Origin of the sequence: Antarctobacter heliothermus (genome assembly GCF_002237555.1) — a bacterium.
Classification (GTDB): domain Bacteria; phylum Pseudomonadota; class Alphaproteobacteria; order Rhodobacterales; family Rhodobacteraceae; genus Antarctobacter; species Antarctobacter heliothermus_B.
In genome coordinates, this window is sequence record NZ_CP022540.1 from 3,095,026 (window position 1) to 3,109,095 (window position 14,070).

The 14,070-nt window shown below is 62.2% G+C and carries 17 protein-coding genes; 11 read left to right on the forward strand and 6 right to left on the reverse strand.

Annotated features, from left to right (window positions below; genetic code table 11):
• Positions 1-32: 32 nt before the first annotated feature.
• A complete protein-coding gene (locus ANTHELSMS3_RS14810; protein ID WP_094035544.1) occupies positions 33-653 on the reverse strand; it encodes a MarC family protein in 621 nt (206 codons plus the stop codon).
• A gap of 173 nt (positions 654-826) precedes the next feature.
• Entirely contained in the window at positions 827-2,686 is a 1,860-nt protein-coding gene (locus ANTHELSMS3_RS14815) for an ABC-F family ATP-binding cassette domain-containing protein (RefSeq protein ID WP_094035545.1), read from the reverse strand.
• A gap of 204 nt (positions 2,687-2,890) precedes the next feature.
• On the opposite strand from ANTHELSMS3_RS14815, the gene ndk reads away from it, so the two are divergent.
• Complete coding sequence (ndk, locus tag ANTHELSMS3_RS14820; RefSeq protein ID WP_094037151.1) at positions 2,891-3,313, forward strand: nucleoside-diphosphate kinase; 423 nt, start codon at positions 2,891-2,893, stop codon at positions 3,311-3,313.
• 85 nt (positions 3,314-3,398) lie between these two features.
• On the opposite strand, the gene ANTHELSMS3_RS14825 is transcribed toward ndk, so the two are convergent.
• Positions 3,399-4,121, reverse strand: coding sequence for an endonuclease/exonuclease/phosphatase family protein (locus ANTHELSMS3_RS14825; RefSeq protein WP_094035546.1), 723 nt, complete (start codon positions 4,119-4,121; stop codon positions 3,399-3,401).
• A gap of 40 nt (positions 4,122-4,161) precedes the next feature.
• Between ANTHELSMS3_RS14825 and ANTHELSMS3_RS14830 the strand changes: the two genes are divergently transcribed.
• Complete coding sequence (locus tag ANTHELSMS3_RS14830; RefSeq protein WP_094037152.1) at positions 4,162-4,806, forward strand: hypothetical protein; 645 nt, start codon at positions 4,162-4,164, stop codon at positions 4,804-4,806.
• A gap of 68 nt (positions 4,807-4,874) precedes the next feature.
• Here the strand turns inward: ANTHELSMS3_RS14830 and ANTHELSMS3_RS14835 are convergent, their stop codons facing one another.
• From ANTHELSMS3_RS14835 to ANTHELSMS3_RS14845, 3 genes are read right to left on the reverse strand one after another with little or no spacing between them, the layout of a single operon-like run.
• Entirely contained in the window at positions 4,875-5,216 is a 342-nt protein-coding gene (locus tag ANTHELSMS3_RS14835; protein WP_094035547.1) for a TfoX/Sxy family protein, read from the reverse strand.
• A complete protein-coding gene (locus tag ANTHELSMS3_RS14840; protein WP_094035548.1) occupies positions 5,213-6,016 on the reverse strand; it encodes an isocitrate lyase/PEP mutase family protein in 804 nt (267 codons plus the stop codon). Before ANTHELSMS3_RS14840 ends, ANTHELSMS3_RS14835 begins: the two co-directional genes overlap by 4 nt.
• Positions 6,009-7,199: a pyridoxal phosphate-dependent aminotransferase gene (locus ANTHELSMS3_RS14845; RefSeq protein ID WP_094035549.1), complete on the reverse strand. Its 1,191-nt coding sequence runs from the start codon at positions 7,197-7,199 to the stop codon at positions 6,009-6,011. The genes ANTHELSMS3_RS14840 and ANTHELSMS3_RS14845 overlap by 8 nt, the downstream gene beginning before the upstream one ends.
• A 259-nt stretch (positions 7,200-7,458) precedes the next feature.
• Here ANTHELSMS3_RS14845 and ANTHELSMS3_RS14850 point away from each other — a divergent pair, with 259 nt between their 5' ends.
• The 9 genes from ANTHELSMS3_RS14850 to ANTHELSMS3_RS14890 all read left to right on the forward strand — a co-directional run bounded on the left by ANTHELSMS3_RS14850 (position 7,459) and on the right by ANTHELSMS3_RS14890 (position 14,054).
• Entirely contained in the window at positions 7,459-7,830 is a 372-nt protein-coding gene (locus ANTHELSMS3_RS14850) for a hypothetical protein (protein ID WP_157733522.1), read from the forward strand.
• A gap of 13 nt (positions 7,831-7,843) precedes the next feature.
• A complete protein-coding gene (locus ANTHELSMS3_RS14855; protein WP_094035551.1) occupies positions 7,844-9,121 on the forward strand; it encodes a DNA-packaging protein in 1,278 nt (425 codons plus the stop codon).
• Positions 9,122-9,317: 196 nt separating this feature from the next.
• Positions 9,318-10,517, forward strand: a complete 1,200-nt coding sequence (locus ANTHELSMS3_RS14860; protein WP_094035552.1) for a phage portal protein — start codon at positions 9,318-9,320, stop codon at positions 10,515-10,517.
• Positions 10,510-10,737 carry a GTA head formation protein, RCAP_rcc01685 family gene (locus ANTHELSMS3_RS14865; RefSeq protein ID WP_094035553.1) on the forward strand — a complete coding sequence of 76 codons (228 nt, stop codon included), beginning with the start codon at positions 10,510-10,512 and terminating at the stop codon, positions 10,735-10,737. Before ANTHELSMS3_RS14860 ends, ANTHELSMS3_RS14865 begins: the two co-directional genes overlap by 8 nt.
• An 80-nt stretch (positions 10,738-10,817) precedes the next feature.
• Positions 10,818-11,357 carry an HK97 family phage prohead protease gene (locus ANTHELSMS3_RS14870; protein ID WP_094035554.1) on the forward strand — a complete coding sequence of 180 codons (540 nt, stop codon included), beginning with the start codon at positions 10,818-10,820 and terminating at the stop codon, positions 11,355-11,357.
• Between the two features lie 28 nt (positions 11,358-11,385).
• A complete protein-coding gene (locus tag ANTHELSMS3_RS14875; protein ID WP_094035555.1) occupies positions 11,386-12,567 on the forward strand; it encodes a phage major capsid protein in 1,182 nt (393 codons plus the stop codon).
• A gap of 157 nt (positions 12,568-12,724) precedes the next feature.
• Complete coding sequence (locus tag ANTHELSMS3_RS14880) at positions 12,725-13,318, forward strand: head-tail connector protein (RefSeq protein WP_094035556.1); 594 nt, start codon at positions 12,725-12,727, stop codon at positions 13,316-13,318.
• Positions 13,315-13,650 carry a head-tail adaptor protein gene (locus ANTHELSMS3_RS14885; protein ID WP_094035557.1) on the forward strand — a complete coding sequence of 112 codons (336 nt, stop codon included), beginning with the start codon at positions 13,315-13,317 and terminating at the stop codon, positions 13,648-13,650. The genes ANTHELSMS3_RS14880 and ANTHELSMS3_RS14885 overlap by 4 nt, the downstream gene beginning before the upstream one ends.
• On the forward strand, positions 13,647-14,054 hold the full coding sequence (locus ANTHELSMS3_RS14890; protein ID WP_094035558.1) for a DUF3168 domain-containing protein: 408 nt from the start codon (positions 13,647-13,649) through the stop codon (positions 14,052-14,054). Before ANTHELSMS3_RS14885 ends, ANTHELSMS3_RS14890 begins: the two co-directional genes overlap by 4 nt.
• The last annotated feature ends 16 nt before the right edge of the window (positions 14,055-14,070 follow it).

Here is a 14,070-nt window from a genome sequence, read left to right on the forward strand (position 1 = left end):
AAGATAGGGGTTTCAACGCCGGGGAAACAGGGTCAGGCGGGGGCAAGTCCGAAATTGCGCAGCCCATCGAGGACGAATTGCACCGACAACGCCGCCAGCAGCATCCCTAGAACCCGCGTCACGACATTGATGCCGACGCGGCCCAGTAGATGTTCGATTGGCCCTGCGATCAGGAACAAGGCCAGCGCCACCAGCAGAACAGCCACCATTACGGCGAGGATCGACAGAACTTCGACTGTGTCGCCGGTCTGACCCACAAGCAGGATAATTGAGGCGATGGCCCCCGGTCCAGCGATGAGCGGGATGGCCAGCGGAAAGACAGACGGGTCGGGGAACTCTTCTTCGTCGGCCTTGTCCTCGCGCCGTTTGGTGCGGCGTTCGAACAGCATATCCAGCGCGGTGATGAACAGCAGGATACCGCCCGCGATGCGAAAGGCGGACATCGAAATGCCGATAAAGCCCAGCACCGCCTCGCCGAAAAAGGCGAACAGCGTGAGGATGCCAAAGGCGACGCCACAGGCGCGGTAGCCCACCATGCGACGGTGGCGCGCATCGGTGTCCTGAGTGAGCGCGATAAAGATCGGCGTCAGCCCGATGGGATCAATCACCACAAAGAGGGTGACAAAGGCACTGATGAGGAAAGCGGCGTCCATAAAACAAGGGGTACTGGCGATCTTCAATACTGTCCAGATCGCCCACTACGCCCCGCGTTTGCCAAGTGCAGGAGCGACTTTCGCGCCACTGTCAGGTCACCCGTCCCTTGGTGACCTGCGATTTGTCCGCCGGTGCCGCCGTCGCTGAAGGGCGAACGAGCAGCGCCCGGAGATCAGGCGTTCTCAGCCGCGTCCAGTTTTTCAGCTGCCGTTTCCCACATCACCTCGGCGCGGTGCAGCGCGTCCATGACCTCTGCGTATTTCTTGTTCCAGACTTCAAGTTCGCCGACCTTGTCGTTTTCATACAGCGCCGGGTCGGCCAGCTTTTTAGCCAGCTTCTCACGCATCTGTTCGATCTTGGCGATACGGTCCTCACATTTGCGGACGTCAGAGCGTAGCTCTTGCATCCGGTCGCGCGACGGTCGCTTGGGCTTGTCGGGCGCGGATTTGGAGGATTTCGCCGGTTTGGCCGGGGCATCCCGCGTCAGCAACATGGTGCGGTAGGCGTCAAGGTCGTCCTCATAAGGTTTGACCGTGCCGCCCCCCACCAGCCAAAGACGATCCGCCACCATCGACAGCAGGTGCATGTCGTGGCTGACAAGGATCACCGCCCCGGAATAGGCGGTGAGCGCCTCAACCAGCGCCTCACGCGATTCGATATCAAGGTGGTTGGTCGGCTCATCCAAGATCAGCAGGTGCGGCGCGTCTAGCGTCGCCAGCAACAGCGACAGGCGCGCCTTTTGACCACCGGACAGACGACCAACCTCTGTTTCCGCCTGCGCTGCCATCAGGCCAAAGCCCGCCAGCAGAGCGCGCAGTTTGGGCGGCAGTGTGCCGGGGCGTTCGCGTTGGAGATGCTGCAACGGCGTTTCATCCAGATGCAGTTCGTCGACCTGATGCTGGGCGAAGTAACCGATGCGCAGCTTGGACGAGCGGCTCATGCGACCGTCCATCAGTGGCAGGCGGTCGGACAGCAATTTTGACAGGGTGGACTTGCCCTGACCGTTCTTGCCCAACAGCGCGATGCGGTCGTCTTGATCAATGCGCAGGTTCAGTTTGCGCAGCACCACGGTGTCGCCATAACCGGTTGAACCGCCTTCAATGTTGATGATCGGCGGCGACAGTTCATCGGGCTGCGGGAAAGAGAACACGCGCTTGGCGGCCTCTTCGGGCGGGGTGACCATGTCCATCCGCTCAATCATCTTGAGGCGGGCTTGGGCCTGTTTGGCCTTGGAGGCCTTGGCGCGGAAACGGTCGACAAACCCTTGCAGATGGGCGCGGCGGTCCTGTTGTTTCTTGGCGGTGGCGCTGAGTTGTGCGCGCTTTTCGGCGCGTAGCTTGACGAAACCGTCATAGGGCGTGCCGTAATAGGTCAGCTTGCGGTCCTCGACATGCAGGATCGTGTTCACAGCCCGGTTCAATAGTCCGCGGTCGTGGCTGATGACGATCACCGTGTGCGGGTATTTCATCAGGTAGCTTTCCAGCCACAGTGCGCCTTCGAGATCCAGATAGTTGGTCGGTTCGTCCAGCAGCAGCAAGTCGGGCTGGGCAAAGAGCACGCCTGCCAGTGCAACTCGCATCCGCCAGCCACCCGAAAAGGCAGAGCAGGGCTGTTTCTGCTGGTCGTCGTCAAAGCCGAGACCCTTGAGGATCGTGGCGGCGCGGGCCTCGGCGCTCCATGCGTCGATGTCGGCGAGACGGGTCTGAACCTCGGCGATGCGGACACCGGTGGCGGTCTCTGCCTCTGCCATCAGGGCGGCGCGTTCTGTGTCGGCCTCCAGCACGGTGTCGATCAGCGAGGTCTCTGACGCGGACACTTCCTGACTGACGCCGCCGATGCGGGCGCGTTGTGGCAACGAGATGTCGCCCCCGTCCAGCGTCAGCTCACCCTTGATCAGTCGGAAGAGCGTGGTCTTGCCCGCGCCATTGGGCCCGACGAGGCCAACCTTGTGACCGTCCGGGATTGTGGCGCTGGCTCCGTCGAACAGCGGGCGGCCGTCCACGGAAAAGGAAATGTTTTCGATCTTCAACATGGGACGGCGCGTGCCAGAGGCGCGCGGGGGTGTCAATGCACGGCGTTGCTTCGGTGGTCAGAGATAAATTTTCCATGAAATTTCCACTGCGGTCAAAACCGCGTTTCATTGGCGGGCTTTCCAATCGACGCGGCCCATGCTACCGCCCCGCGCATCATTCATGACCCGGACACAACGTCCGGGGATAACCCGATGGAGCATCCCATGGCCCTTGAGCGCACTTTCTCAATCATCAAGCCCGACGCCACCCGCCGCAACCTGACCGGCAAGATCAACGCCAAGTTCGAAGAAGCGGGCCTGCGCATCGTCGCGCAAAAGCGTATTCACCTGACAAAGGCGCAGGCTGGCCAGTTCTACGCCGTCCACTCGGAGCGTCCGTTCTATGACGAACTGTGCGAATTCATGGCGTCGGAGCCGGTTGTCGTGCAGGTTCTGGAAGGCGAAGGCGCCATCCTGAAGAACCGCGAAGTCATGGGCGCAACCAACCCCGCCGACGCCGCACCGGGCACCATCCGCGCAGAGTTTGCCGAATCGGTTGGCGAAAACTCGGTCCACGGGTCGGACGCGCCGGACACCGCCAAAGAAGAGATCGCATTCTTCTTCTCGGGTCTTGAACTGGTCGGCTGAGCCGGTCCTGTTCTCTATCTTGCTGAAAGGCCGTCCTTTTGGGGCGGCCTTTTTTGTTGCGGTTTAGAGGGCAGGGCGCGGTCTGTTATTGCTGCAGCGGCCTTGGCTGTGATCGTCTTGTGTGGTGCACTTCAGCAAGGATTGGCAGATGATCCGACGGGTGGCGCCCGTTTTCCTTGCGCGGCGGCGCAAGTACCCGGATGTCTAGCGCCGCACAATGGGCCACGCGGTCCAGCGCCCCCAGTGGCAAGGTCGACGGATACGTCCGCCCCGGCGTCACGATATTGTAGCGCTGTGCTAGTCGGCCAAGACCCACCTTGCGCGACCATTCGTTGAAATCGCCCAGAATGACTGTGGGCAGGGGCGGCAGGGCGTCCAGTGCGTTGCGGATAAAGTCCAGTTGCTGGCGGCGCGAATGACGCAAAAGGCCCAGATGCACGCCGACCACCCGAACCCCGGGAAGATCGACGGAGACCGCTCCGCGTGGTTCCAGTCCGGGCAAAGGATAGTGGTGGATCTGATCTACGGTCAGCTCAGGCCGGGCCAGAACCGCGATGCCATGCCAGCCAAGGCTGACGGCGTTGCGTGCGACGGGCAGGGGGCGCAGGCCGGTTTCGGGCTCGATCCTGTCGCGCGGCAGGGCAGAATGGCGCGACCCAAGACGAAAATCAGCCTCTTGCAGAACCACCACATCCGCATCCAGCGCGGAAATCGCCGACAGCACCCGCAACGGATCGCGGCGCAGGTCAGAGCCAAGGCCCGCGCGAATGTTGTAGCTGGCAAGGCGAAGGGGTGAAGAATCCGACATGGTCTATATATTGGGAGGCAGACCTGAAAAAGAAGCCCAGATGTTCCACATCAAGAGTTCTCTCGTTGTCCTGTTCATTCAGGCGGTCCTGGTGGTCGAAGCCGTGATAGGGGCGATGACCCAGACGTGGTCTGCGGTCTTTGTCGCCGTGTCGACATTGGTCCTGACGTTTCTGCCGCAGCGATTTGCTGGGTATCTGGGTATCGAGCTTCCAAAACCGTTCTTGACGGGCATTGTGCTGTTTATCTTCGCGACCTTGTTTCTGGGCGAAGTCGCGGACTTTTACGAACGCTTTTGGTGGTGGGATGTGGTTTTGCATTTCACGTCGGCGCTCAGCTTTGGTCTAATGGGATTTCTGTTGATTTTCATGCTGTTCGAAGGGGACAGATATGCCGCTCCGCCTTGGGCATTGGCCGCGTTGGCCTTTTGCGTCGGAGTGTCGATCGGTGCCATGTGGGAAATCTTTGAGTTCAGCATGGATCAGCTTTTCGGCATGAATATGCAGAAATCCGGGCTGGTGGACACAATGACGGACCTGATCATCGACACCGCAGGCGCGGCAATTGGGGCCTTTGCGGGGTTCTTGTTCCTCAAAGGGCGTCAGCTTGGCGGTCTGGGCAAGGTGCTGGATCAGTTTGTTCAAGCGAACGAGCGATTCTACGGCAAGCTGCGCAAGAAAAGGTAGGGCGCGGTGCCCGGAGTTTGCATTGGCGCGACACTGTCGGGTGTAGGCAAGTGAGTAATCTGGGCGGATCAGCGTTGTTCGGGTTTCGCGATCACGCCGATCTCATTCAGGATCTTGTCCAACGCACTTTGCGCGGGAGCCTTGGTTTCTGCCTTGAGCCCGTCAAACTGCGCGCGCAGTGCGTCCTTTTCCGCGCCTTTGCAGTCGTTCCACGGACGCCCTTGCAGTGCCATGTGCAAGACGTAGTAGCCGATGAAATGCGGACGTTGGCCGGCGAGCAGCAGTTTACGGTAGGCCTCATGCGCGCCGAGGGCACGAAGGCTCTCGGCGTCGGGGATGCCGGCCGCAGTGCAGGCATCCTCGAACGCCGGGCCAAGATTGCGGATGGCGCTGACTGGCGTACCGCTCATTTCAGCATGGGGTTCAATACGTCGAAGGGCAGGCCATCTGACAGCGTGTCAAAGCGACCGTTCGCGCGGAACATGTCCTCTCCGGCGGTGTGGATCGTGCGATATGTGGCGCGGGCCAAGGCCGAGCCAAGCGACAGGCGCGCGACGCCAAGAGCGGCAAATTCGGCGCGGGTGTGTTTGGTGAACGGGCCGGACACCAGCGCATTGAAGGGCAGGCTGGTGGCGTTGACCAACCGACCCAGCGCCTCCATTGAGGGGGGGGCGGGGACATAAACGGCGTCGGCGCCTGCGGCCTCGAATGCCTGAATGCGGGCGATGGCCTCTTCAATGTCGTAGTGGCCGGTCAGGATGCCATCGGCGCGTGCCACAAGAAAAAAATCTCGCGGCAAGGCGCGGGCAGCGCTGGCGGCGGCGCGGATGCGTTCGGCTGACAGCGTGGCATCATAGGGCGCGGTGCCCGGCAGGGCCGTGTCCTCAATACAGATGCCAGCGAGACCGATCTCGGCGGCCAGACGCACAGTTTCGGCGCAAGTTTCGGGTGCCTCGCCAAAGCCGTTTTCGAAATCGCCTGATACGGGCACGTCAACGGCAGCGATGAGATCCTGCGCGTGGGCCAGTGCCTCATCGCGGGTGATGGTGCCGGTGTCTGAACGGCCCAGCGTAAAGGCGTGGGCCGCCGAAGATGTGGCAATGGCCTTGGCCCCAAGGTCGACCAACATCTTGGCCGATCCGGCATCCCACGCGTTGGCAAGGATGAACGGATCGCCCGGGCAATGCATGTCGCGAAAGCTGTCAGGCATCGGCGCGGGCCTTGTTGTCCGCAAAGGCGCAAAGGGTTTTCAGCGCCTCGACAAGGCGGTCATCCGCGACGGTCAGGGCAACGCGGACGTGACCGGCGGCGGATTTGCCAAAGCTTTCGCCCGGCATGACGGCTATCAGGTGTTCATCCAACAATGCCTCGGCAAAGTCGCGCCCTGAGAGACCGGTCGCGCGGATGTCGAGCATCAGGTACATGGCCCCTTGAGCGGGGATAGCGGTGACGGTGTTTTGTTCGGCGATCACCTTCAGCGCGAGATCACGGCGACGGCGGAACGGAGTGGAGATCTTGTCTTCAAGGTCTGGACCTTGATTGAGGGCAAACAGCGCGCCGTCTTGGATATATCCGGGGACACCATAGGTGGTCGAGGTGGCCAGATCGATGAGCCGATCGATGGCGTCTGTCGGGCCAACCAGCCAACCGGCGCGCGAGCCGGTCATGGCGTGGCTTTTTGACATCGACCCGACGACCAGCGTGCGCTCTGCCATGCCGGGGAGGGTGCGCGGGCTGATGTGCTCGCCTTGCCAAACCTGCGTGTCATAGACCTCGTCCGAGATCAGCCATAGATCGTGGTCGATGGTTGCGGTTGCGATCTCCTCAAGCGTTTCAATCGGGTAGACCATTCCGGTGGGGTTGTTGGGGGTGTTGACCAGTAGGCTTTTGGCGCCGCTTTCTGCGGCGGCGGCGCGGATAGCGGCCCCCTGGGGCAGGAAAGCGCGGTCCGCCTCTGTCGGCACCGGAACGGCGCGCCCTGAGGCGGCGCGGATCGTGCCGGGGTAGGTGGCGTAATACGGGTCAATGTAAAGCGCGGCATCGCCGGGTGACAGGACGGCGACATGGGCGGCGAAGAGTGCGGCCTGCCCACCCGGGGTGATCAGCACGTTTTCAGGGCCGGTGGGCACGCCGGTGCGCGCCGTGATGCGGTCGGCCACGGCCTGACGCAGTTCAGCCACGCCGGGCACCATGGCATAGCCGGTGTGACCACCGCTGGCCGATGCGTGGATGGCCTGAAGGATCGACGCGTCGGTGCCGATGTCATGTTCACCGATGGTCAATTCGGTCACTGGCTGGCCCGCGGCGGCCATTTTACGGGCGCGGTAGAACACCTCCCACCCGTCGGAACCGCCTTCGTTAAGTGTGGTGATGCGGGTGGAGAGTTGGGGCATAGAGTGTTCCTTTTGTTGAGAAAGTCTTGCCAGAGCCAAAGTGGCGCGGCAAGCAGCTTATCCCCTTGTTAAGGTTTGGTTTGGATTTATGAACGAAATCAGTTGGTTGCGTCCGGAGGGTGGATTGACCCAACGCGCGGCGGACCGTATGTTTTCCCCATGCTGGACAAGGTACGGCAAGCGGCACCTGGGGAAACATTCAGGGCTGACTTTCCTTCCTGCCACCCCGCGGAGGGGCAAGAACCTACAGGCAAGTAAGGTGTCGAGCATGAGCAGAGCAGAGCAAAGAGAAGAAGAACAGCGCATCGTCATCACCGCCAATGAGCGGTGCGAGCGTTTGCGCAAACAGCGCGACCGGGCAACCGCTACGATCGAGAACCTTATCGACCAGATCGGTGAGCTTCAGGACAACGCCCGCAAAGGAGAGTTGGCGAAAAAGTCCGAGGCGAGTGGCGCCTTGAACGAATTGAAATACTGGCTGCGTGCAGCCCGGGAAACGGAGATGGAACTTGAAGCAATCATCCGAAAGGAAGAGGGAATCGGGGATGCCTATGGGCTTGACCTTGAATGCGCCCGATCTGCGATCCGGTGCCGCCTGGATAGCCTCCGCACCTGCTGTGGTGAAGGATAGGTTTCTGGCTGAAATGACCGACGGGGAGCGCCTTGCGCTCCCCTATCTGTTCGATTTCTGGGCCCATCCGCATCAACTGCCACCCGAGGGCGACTGGCGGACTTGGGTGATCCTAGGCGGGCGCGGCGCGGGCAAGACGCGGGCCGGGTCGGAATGGGTGCGTGCGCAAGTTGAGGGCTCCAAGCCGTTGGACAAGGGCCGCTGTCGGCGGATTGCCTTGATCGGTGAGACTTATGATCAGGCGCGCGAGGTGATGGTTTACGGCGAGAGCGGTATTCTGGCCTGCACCCCGTTTGACCGGAAACCAAAGTTCAATGCCTCTCGCCGGACGCTGATCTGGCCGAACGGGGCAGAGGCGGTGCTGTTTTCGGCGCAAGACCCCGAGGCGCTGCGCGGGCCGCAGTTTGACGGGGCTTGGGCGGATGAGTTGGCGAAGTGGAAAAAGGCGCGGGACGTCTGGGACATGTTGCAGTTCGGTCTGCGGCTGGGGGATGCCCCACGCGTCTGCGTGACGACGACACCGCGTAACATCGAAGTCTTGAAGGAGTTGCTTGAGACGCCCTCGACTGTGTCGACCCACGCCCGGACAGAGGCGAACCGAGCGCATCTGGCAGCCTCTTTCCTAGAGGAAGTGCGGGCGCGCTATGAGGGGCAATCACTGGGTTTGCAGGAACTGGACGGCGTTTTGCTGGATCAGGTCGACGGGGCCTTGTGGACGCGCGAGATGCTTGACGGCGCGCGTGCCGGACGGCTGCCGCAGATGGACCGGGTTGTGGTGGCGGTGGACCCGCCGGCGGGCAAGGGGCCACGATCGGATGCCTGCGGCATCGTGGTGGCCGGGATTGTCGAGGCGGACGACCCGCGCAACCGGCGGGCCTATGTGCTGGAGGATGCCTCTATCCAAGGGTTGTCGCCTACGGGGTGGGCCACGGCCGCGCTGGAGGCGGCGGCGCGCTGGGAGGCGGACCGTGTGGTGGCAGAGGTCAATCAGGGCGGAGCGATGGTGGAAACCACGCTGCGGCAGGTCGATCCCTATGTGTCCTACAAGGCCGTGCATGCCACCGAGGGCAAGTCTGTTCGGGCCGAGCCGGTAGCCGCGCTGTACGAACAAGGGCGCGTGAAACATGCGGGCGGGATGGACAAGCTGGAATCGCAGATGTGTCTGATGACGCCACACGGCTATGAGGGGTCGGGCAGTCCTGACCGCGTAGATGCGCTGGTCTGGGCGTTGACGGAGCTGATGCTGGGCAAGCGCCCGATAAAGCGGACACCAAAAGTGCGCGTGCTTTAGGGCGTTGCGCAAGGAGCGAACGGTGGTGTGACGCGGACTTAAGACCACCACCATAGTTTGCTTCATGAGACGCAGGGGACAGCAAGCCTCTGACCCAATCGAAAGACGGAAATGACCTGTAGCGCGATGGCCTTTCGGCTTTCGCGGGCGGGGCGGTGCGGGCCCTTGGGCCGCCTGAGGAAAGGAGCGACTAGGGATGGTATTCGATTTTCTGCGGCGGAACGGGCAGGGGCCAGAGGTGGCGAGCGCACCGGAGGCCAAGGCCTCGGCGACGGGTCGTGTCGTGGCGCATCTGAACGGCGGTCGCGTGGCCTGGAGCCCGCGGGATACTGTGTCGCTGACCAAGCAGGCCTTTGCCGGGAACCCGGTGGGGTTTCGCGCGGTCAAGCTGATCGCCGAGGCTGCGGCAGCCCTGCCGCTGGTGCTGCAGGACAATGCGACGCGCTATGCCGAGCATCCGATCCTCAAGCTGGTTGCCGCGCCGAACCCCGGTCAGGGGCGGGCGGAACTGTTCGAGGCGCTGTATGGTCAGTTGCTGTTGTCGGGCGATGGCTATGTCGAGGCGGTGGCAGGCGACGAGGGTCTGCCGTTTGAACTGCATGTGTTGCGCAGCGACCGGATGAGTGTGGTGCCCGGCGCGGATGGCTGGCCAGTGGCCTATGAATACGCGGTTGGCGGGCGCAAGCATCGCTTTGGTGTGACGGGGGCGATCTCTCCGATCTGTCATGTGAAGGCGTTTCACCCTCAGGACGATCACTATGGATTGTCGCCCTTGCAGGCGGCGGCGCAGGCAGTGGATGTTCATAACGCGGCCTCACGCTGGTCCAAGGGACTGCTGGACAATGCGGCGCGGCCATCTGGGGCGATTGTCTGGAACGGTGCAGACGGGCAAGGGCAGCTAAGTCCTGAGCAGTTCGAACGGTTGCAATCCGAGATGGAGATGCACCACCAGGGCGCGCGCAATGCAGGACGTCCGATGTTGCTGGAAGGCGGGTTGGACTGGAAGCCGATGGGCTTTTCGCCCTCGGACATGGAGTTCCAGAAAACCAAAGAGGCGGCGGCGCGGGAAATCGCGGTGGCCTTTGGTGTGCCGCCCATGCTGCTGGGGATCACCGGCGAGGCGACCTATGCCAACTATGCCGAGTCGCACCGCGCCTTTTACCGCCAGACGGTGCTGCCGCTGGCGACCAAGGTCGCGGCGAGCGTGGGGCGCTGGCTGTCGGCCTGGGTTGGCGAAGAGGTGGTTCTGACCCCCGACCTGGATCAGGTGCCTGCGCTGGCGGTGGAACGCGATGCTCAGTGGAACCGAGTGGCGACGGCCGATTTTCTGACACCTGCGGAAAAGCGCCGTTTGCTGGGGCTGCCTGCCGTGATGGAGGACGAGGCCAGTGACTGAGTTGCGTTCACGGCATGAGCAATTCGCCTGTGCGCCGGGCCTGCGGCTGGAGGCACATGAGCGGGTGAGCAAATTGCAGTTCGATGCCCTGACAGATCGGTTTCAGCGGTTGGAGTTACTGATGGAACGGCTGGAGCGGCGGCTTTGGTTGACGGTTTACGGCGTCGCGGGGGCAATCCTGGCGGATGTCTTTCAGGGATTGCTGACGGCCGCCCCCTGAGGGGGACGGGGCTATCGAAGAGGTGCCGGTGCGATCCTTGCCAAGCGGATCAGCGCCCGACCCCAAAGAAGGGTAGATGGATGGATCTGGAACACAAGTTTTCCCGCTTTGACGCGGAAGTGACCGTCGAGGGTCACAGGATCGAGGGCTATGCCTCGCTCTTTGGGGCCTGCGATCAGGGCGGCGATGTTGTCGCCAGCGGGGCCTATGCCCGGTCGCTGACCCGGCTGGCCGCAGAAGGGCGCGCGGTCAAGATGCTGTGGCAGCACGACCCGGCGCAGCCCATCGGGATTTGGGCCGAGGTGCGAGAAGACGAACGCGGGTTGTTCGTCAAAGGCAGGCTGCTGGACTGTGTCGAGCGTGGCCGCGAGGCGGCGGCGCTGATCGAAGCGGGCGCAATCGACGGGCTGTCGATCGGCTATCGCACACTGAAAGCCACCAAGAACGACAAGGGCCACCGTGTCCTGACGGAACTGGAGCTCTGGGAAGTGTCACTGGTGACGTTCCCGATGCTGCCCAGTGCGCGGGTGGCATCCAAGGGGGAGACACCCGACGATGCCGCGTTGCGTGAATTGGCGGAAGCCCTGGAGGGCATGCGCCACAACCTGGCGGGCGGCTGACGCGCGCCACTCATGAGGGAAACTAGGGATGAACAAGACCGAGACCAAGTCTCGGACCGGGGAAGATTTGTCTCCGGTCGCCCGGGTGAATGCCGCGATGGCGGGACTGATCGGGGACTACAGGGCCCTACAGGCCGAGATTGAAGAAAAGCTTCAGAAACAGGAAGAGCGACTGACCATGCTGGATCAAAAGACCGCAAAAGCGAACCGCCCGGCACTGTCGACCCGTACCGAGGTCGAAGCCCCCCACCAAAAGGCCTTTGACGCCTATCTGCGCTCTGGCGACGATGACGGCCTGCGTGGTCTCGAGCTGGAAGGCAAGGCGATGTCGTCCGCTATCAATTCTGACGGCGGCTATCTGGTCGATCCGCAGACCGCGGAGACGATCAAATCCTCACTGAACACCACGGCCTCGATCCGTCAGATCGCCAATGTGGTGAATGTGGATGCCTCTGCCTTTGACGTGCTGATCGACCAGAACGACACTGGCGCGGGTTGGGCGAATGAGACCGGATCTGCCGCCGAGACTGGCACGCCGACCATCGAGCGCATCTCTATCCCACTGTACGAGTTGAATGCGATGCCGAAGGTGTCACAGCGCTTGTTGGATGACAGTGCCTTTGATGTCGACGCCTGGCTGGCTGGCCGGATTGCCGAAAAGTTCGCCCGAGCGGAGGCGGGGGCCTTTGTCGCAGGGGATGGCAATGACAAGCCGCGCGGCTTTTTGAACCACACCATCGTTGAGGATTCCACCTGGACCTGGGGCAACCTGGGCTATGTTCCCTCTGGTTCGGGTACAGGAATTGGCGATGGTGATGCGCTGATCGATGTGGTTTACGCCGTGAACGCGCCATACCGGGCCAATTCGACCTTTGTGATGAACTCGAAGACCGCCGGAGCGCTGCGCAAGCTCAAGGACGCCGATGGCCGTCACCTTTGGGCCGACGGGTTTGCCTTTGGCGAGCCGGGCCGACTGTTGGGCTATCCAGTGCTGATTGCTGAAGACATGCCCGACATCGAGGCGGATAGCTATCCGATCGCCTTTGGTGATTTCACCGCAGGGTACACCATTGCCGAACGCCCCGATCTGCGCGTGCTGCGCGATCCATTCAGCGCCAAGCCGCATGTCCTGTTCTACGCCTCCAAGCGCGTGGGTGGTGATGTGAGCGATTTCGCCGCGATCAAACTGTTGCGTATCGCCGTCAGCTAAGACTGGCCACGAGATGGGAGGCGGGTTCCTTGGCCCGTCTCTCAGCGGGCGCGCGCCGGTTCAGGTTGTCCAGCTACCCCTCCGCCCGTGCAGTCGGGGCGGCGCGCGTCCAACTGCCTGGCGGACTAGGGATGGTCGAGGATTTCGGAGAAGAAACATGATGTTGGTGGAAGAAACCCAAGTTCTGGAAGCGGCGCTTCCGGTGGAGGCTCTGAAGGACCATCTGCTCCTAGGCAGCGGTTTTACCGAAGGCGATCTGCAAGATCCGGTATTGGTCTCGTTTTTGCGCGCGGCGATTGCGGCAATCGAGGGCCGGACTAGCAAAGCACTGATCACGCGTGGATTTCTGGTGACCTTGGATAACTGGACAGCGCCCGATGCACAGCGTTTGCCAGTGGCCCCCGTGCAGGCGATCACCGAGGTAGCCCTTGTGGATGCCATTGGAGTAGCAACGATTGTCGATCCAGTGGTGTACCGGCTGCAAAAAGACGCCTTTGATCCGCGTCTGAGGCCGATAGCGACCTCTTTGCCCAGTGTTCCCACAAGCGGAACGGTCGAGATCCGTTTCGAAGCAGGTTATGGCGCGGCTTTTGATGCGGTGCCCGAAGACCTCAAGCAGGCCGCGCTGATGCTGGCGGCGCATTATTACGAATACCGCAGCGACATGGCCCTGAGCCAAGGTTGCATGCCCTTTGGCGTGACAAGCCTGATTGCTCGCTATCGCCCGGTGCGCATGGGGATGGGCGCATGAGCTGGACACTGAACAGGCGGCTGACGCTGGAAGCGCCGCAGCGTGTAAGCGATGGCGCGGGTGGGTTCGAGGAAACCTGGAGCGCGCTGGGCACTCTCTGGGCAACGGTCAAACCGCGCACCGGACGGTTGGCGAATGGCGAAACCGGGGCGGTGTCAGTCGGGGCATTCCGGATCATCACGCGCGGTGCCCCGCAGGGACATTCCAGCCGACCTGAACCGGGTCAGCGGTTTCGCATGGGCGCGCGCCTATTTCGTATCGAGGCAGTGACTGAGGAGGAGCCGTCCGGGCTGTACCTGATCAGCCAGTGCCAAGAGGAGGTTGCGCCATGAGTTATGCGGTTTCCGGAGCATTGCAGGCGGCAGTCTATGCGCGCCTTCAAGGCGACGCGACCCTGTCGGCCATTGTTGGAACGGACATTTACGACGCGCTGCCCACCGGGGCATTACCGCCGATTTATGTGGCTTTGGGCCCGGAGACGGCCAAGGACGCGGGCGACAAGGGCGGGGCGGGGGCCTGGCACCGGTTCCTTGTCTCGGTCGTTACGTCAAATTCGGGGTTCCAGACGGCCAAGGAGGCGGCGGCAGCGATCAGCGACGCACTGCACGGCGCGGATATGGGCCTGAGCCGGGGAACCCTTGTTGGCCTGTGGTTCGAAAAAGCCAAGGCCGGACGCGAAGGCCGGGGCCTGCGGCGCATCGATCTGACTTTTCGCGCGCGCGTAGAAGACAACTAATTTTTTATCTGGAGTA

Bases quoted from the DNA above. Each gene is read 5' to 3' on its own strand.
- ANTHELSMS3_RS14810 (WP_094035544.1), bottom strand. From the start codon at position 653: ATGGACGCCGCTTTCCTCATCAGTGCCTTTGTCACCCTCTTTGTGGTG.
- ANTHELSMS3_RS14815 (WP_094035545.1), bottom strand. From the start codon at position 2,686: ATGTTGAAGATCGAAAACATTTCCTTTTCCGTGGACGGCCGCCCGCTG.
- ndk (WP_094037151.1), top strand. From the start codon at position 2,891: ATGGCCCTTGAGCGCACTTTCTCAATCATCAAGCCCGACGCCACCCGC.
- ANTHELSMS3_RS14825 (WP_094035546.1), bottom strand. From the start codon at position 4,121: ATGTCGGATTCTTCACCCCTTCGCCTTGCCAGCTACAACATTCGCGCG.
- ANTHELSMS3_RS14830 (WP_094037152.1), top strand. From the start codon at position 4,162: ATGTTCCACATCAAGAGTTCTCTCGTTGTCCTGTTCATTCAGGCGGTC.
- ANTHELSMS3_RS14835 (WP_094035547.1), bottom strand. From the start codon at position 5,216: ATGAGCGGTACGCCAGTCAGCGCCATCCGCAATCTTGGCCCGGCGTTC.
- ANTHELSMS3_RS14840 (WP_094035548.1), bottom strand. From the start codon at position 6,016: ATGCCTGACAGCTTTCGCGACATGCATTGCCCGGGCGATCCGTTCATC.
- ANTHELSMS3_RS14845 (WP_094035549.1), bottom strand. From the start codon at position 7,199: ATGCCCCAACTCTCCACCCGCATCACCACACTTAACGAAGGCGGTTCC.
- ANTHELSMS3_RS14855 (WP_094035551.1), top strand. From the start codon at position 7,844: ATGACCGACGGGGAGCGCCTTGCGCTCCCCTATCTGTTCGATTTCTGG.
- ANTHELSMS3_RS14860 (WP_094035552.1), top strand. From the start codon at position 9,318: ATGGTATTCGATTTTCTGCGGCGGAACGGGCAGGGGCCAGAGGTGGCG.
- ANTHELSMS3_RS14870 (WP_094035554.1), top strand. From the start codon at position 10,818: ATGGATCTGGAACACAAGTTTTCCCGCTTTGACGCGGAAGTGACCGTC.
- ANTHELSMS3_RS14875 (WP_094035555.1), top strand. From the start codon at position 11,386: ATGAACAAGACCGAGACCAAGTCTCGGACCGGGGAAGATTTGTCTCCG.
- ANTHELSMS3_RS14880 (WP_094035556.1), top strand. From the start codon at position 12,725: ATGATGTTGGTGGAAGAAACCCAAGTTCTGGAAGCGGCGCTTCCGGTG.
- ANTHELSMS3_RS14885 (WP_094035557.1), top strand. From the start codon at position 13,315: ATGAGCTGGACACTGAACAGGCGGCTGACGCTGGAAGCGCCGCAGCGT.
- ANTHELSMS3_RS14890 (WP_094035558.1), top strand. From the start codon at position 13,647: ATGAGTTATGCGGTTTCCGGAGCATTGCAGGCGGCAGTCTATGCGCGC.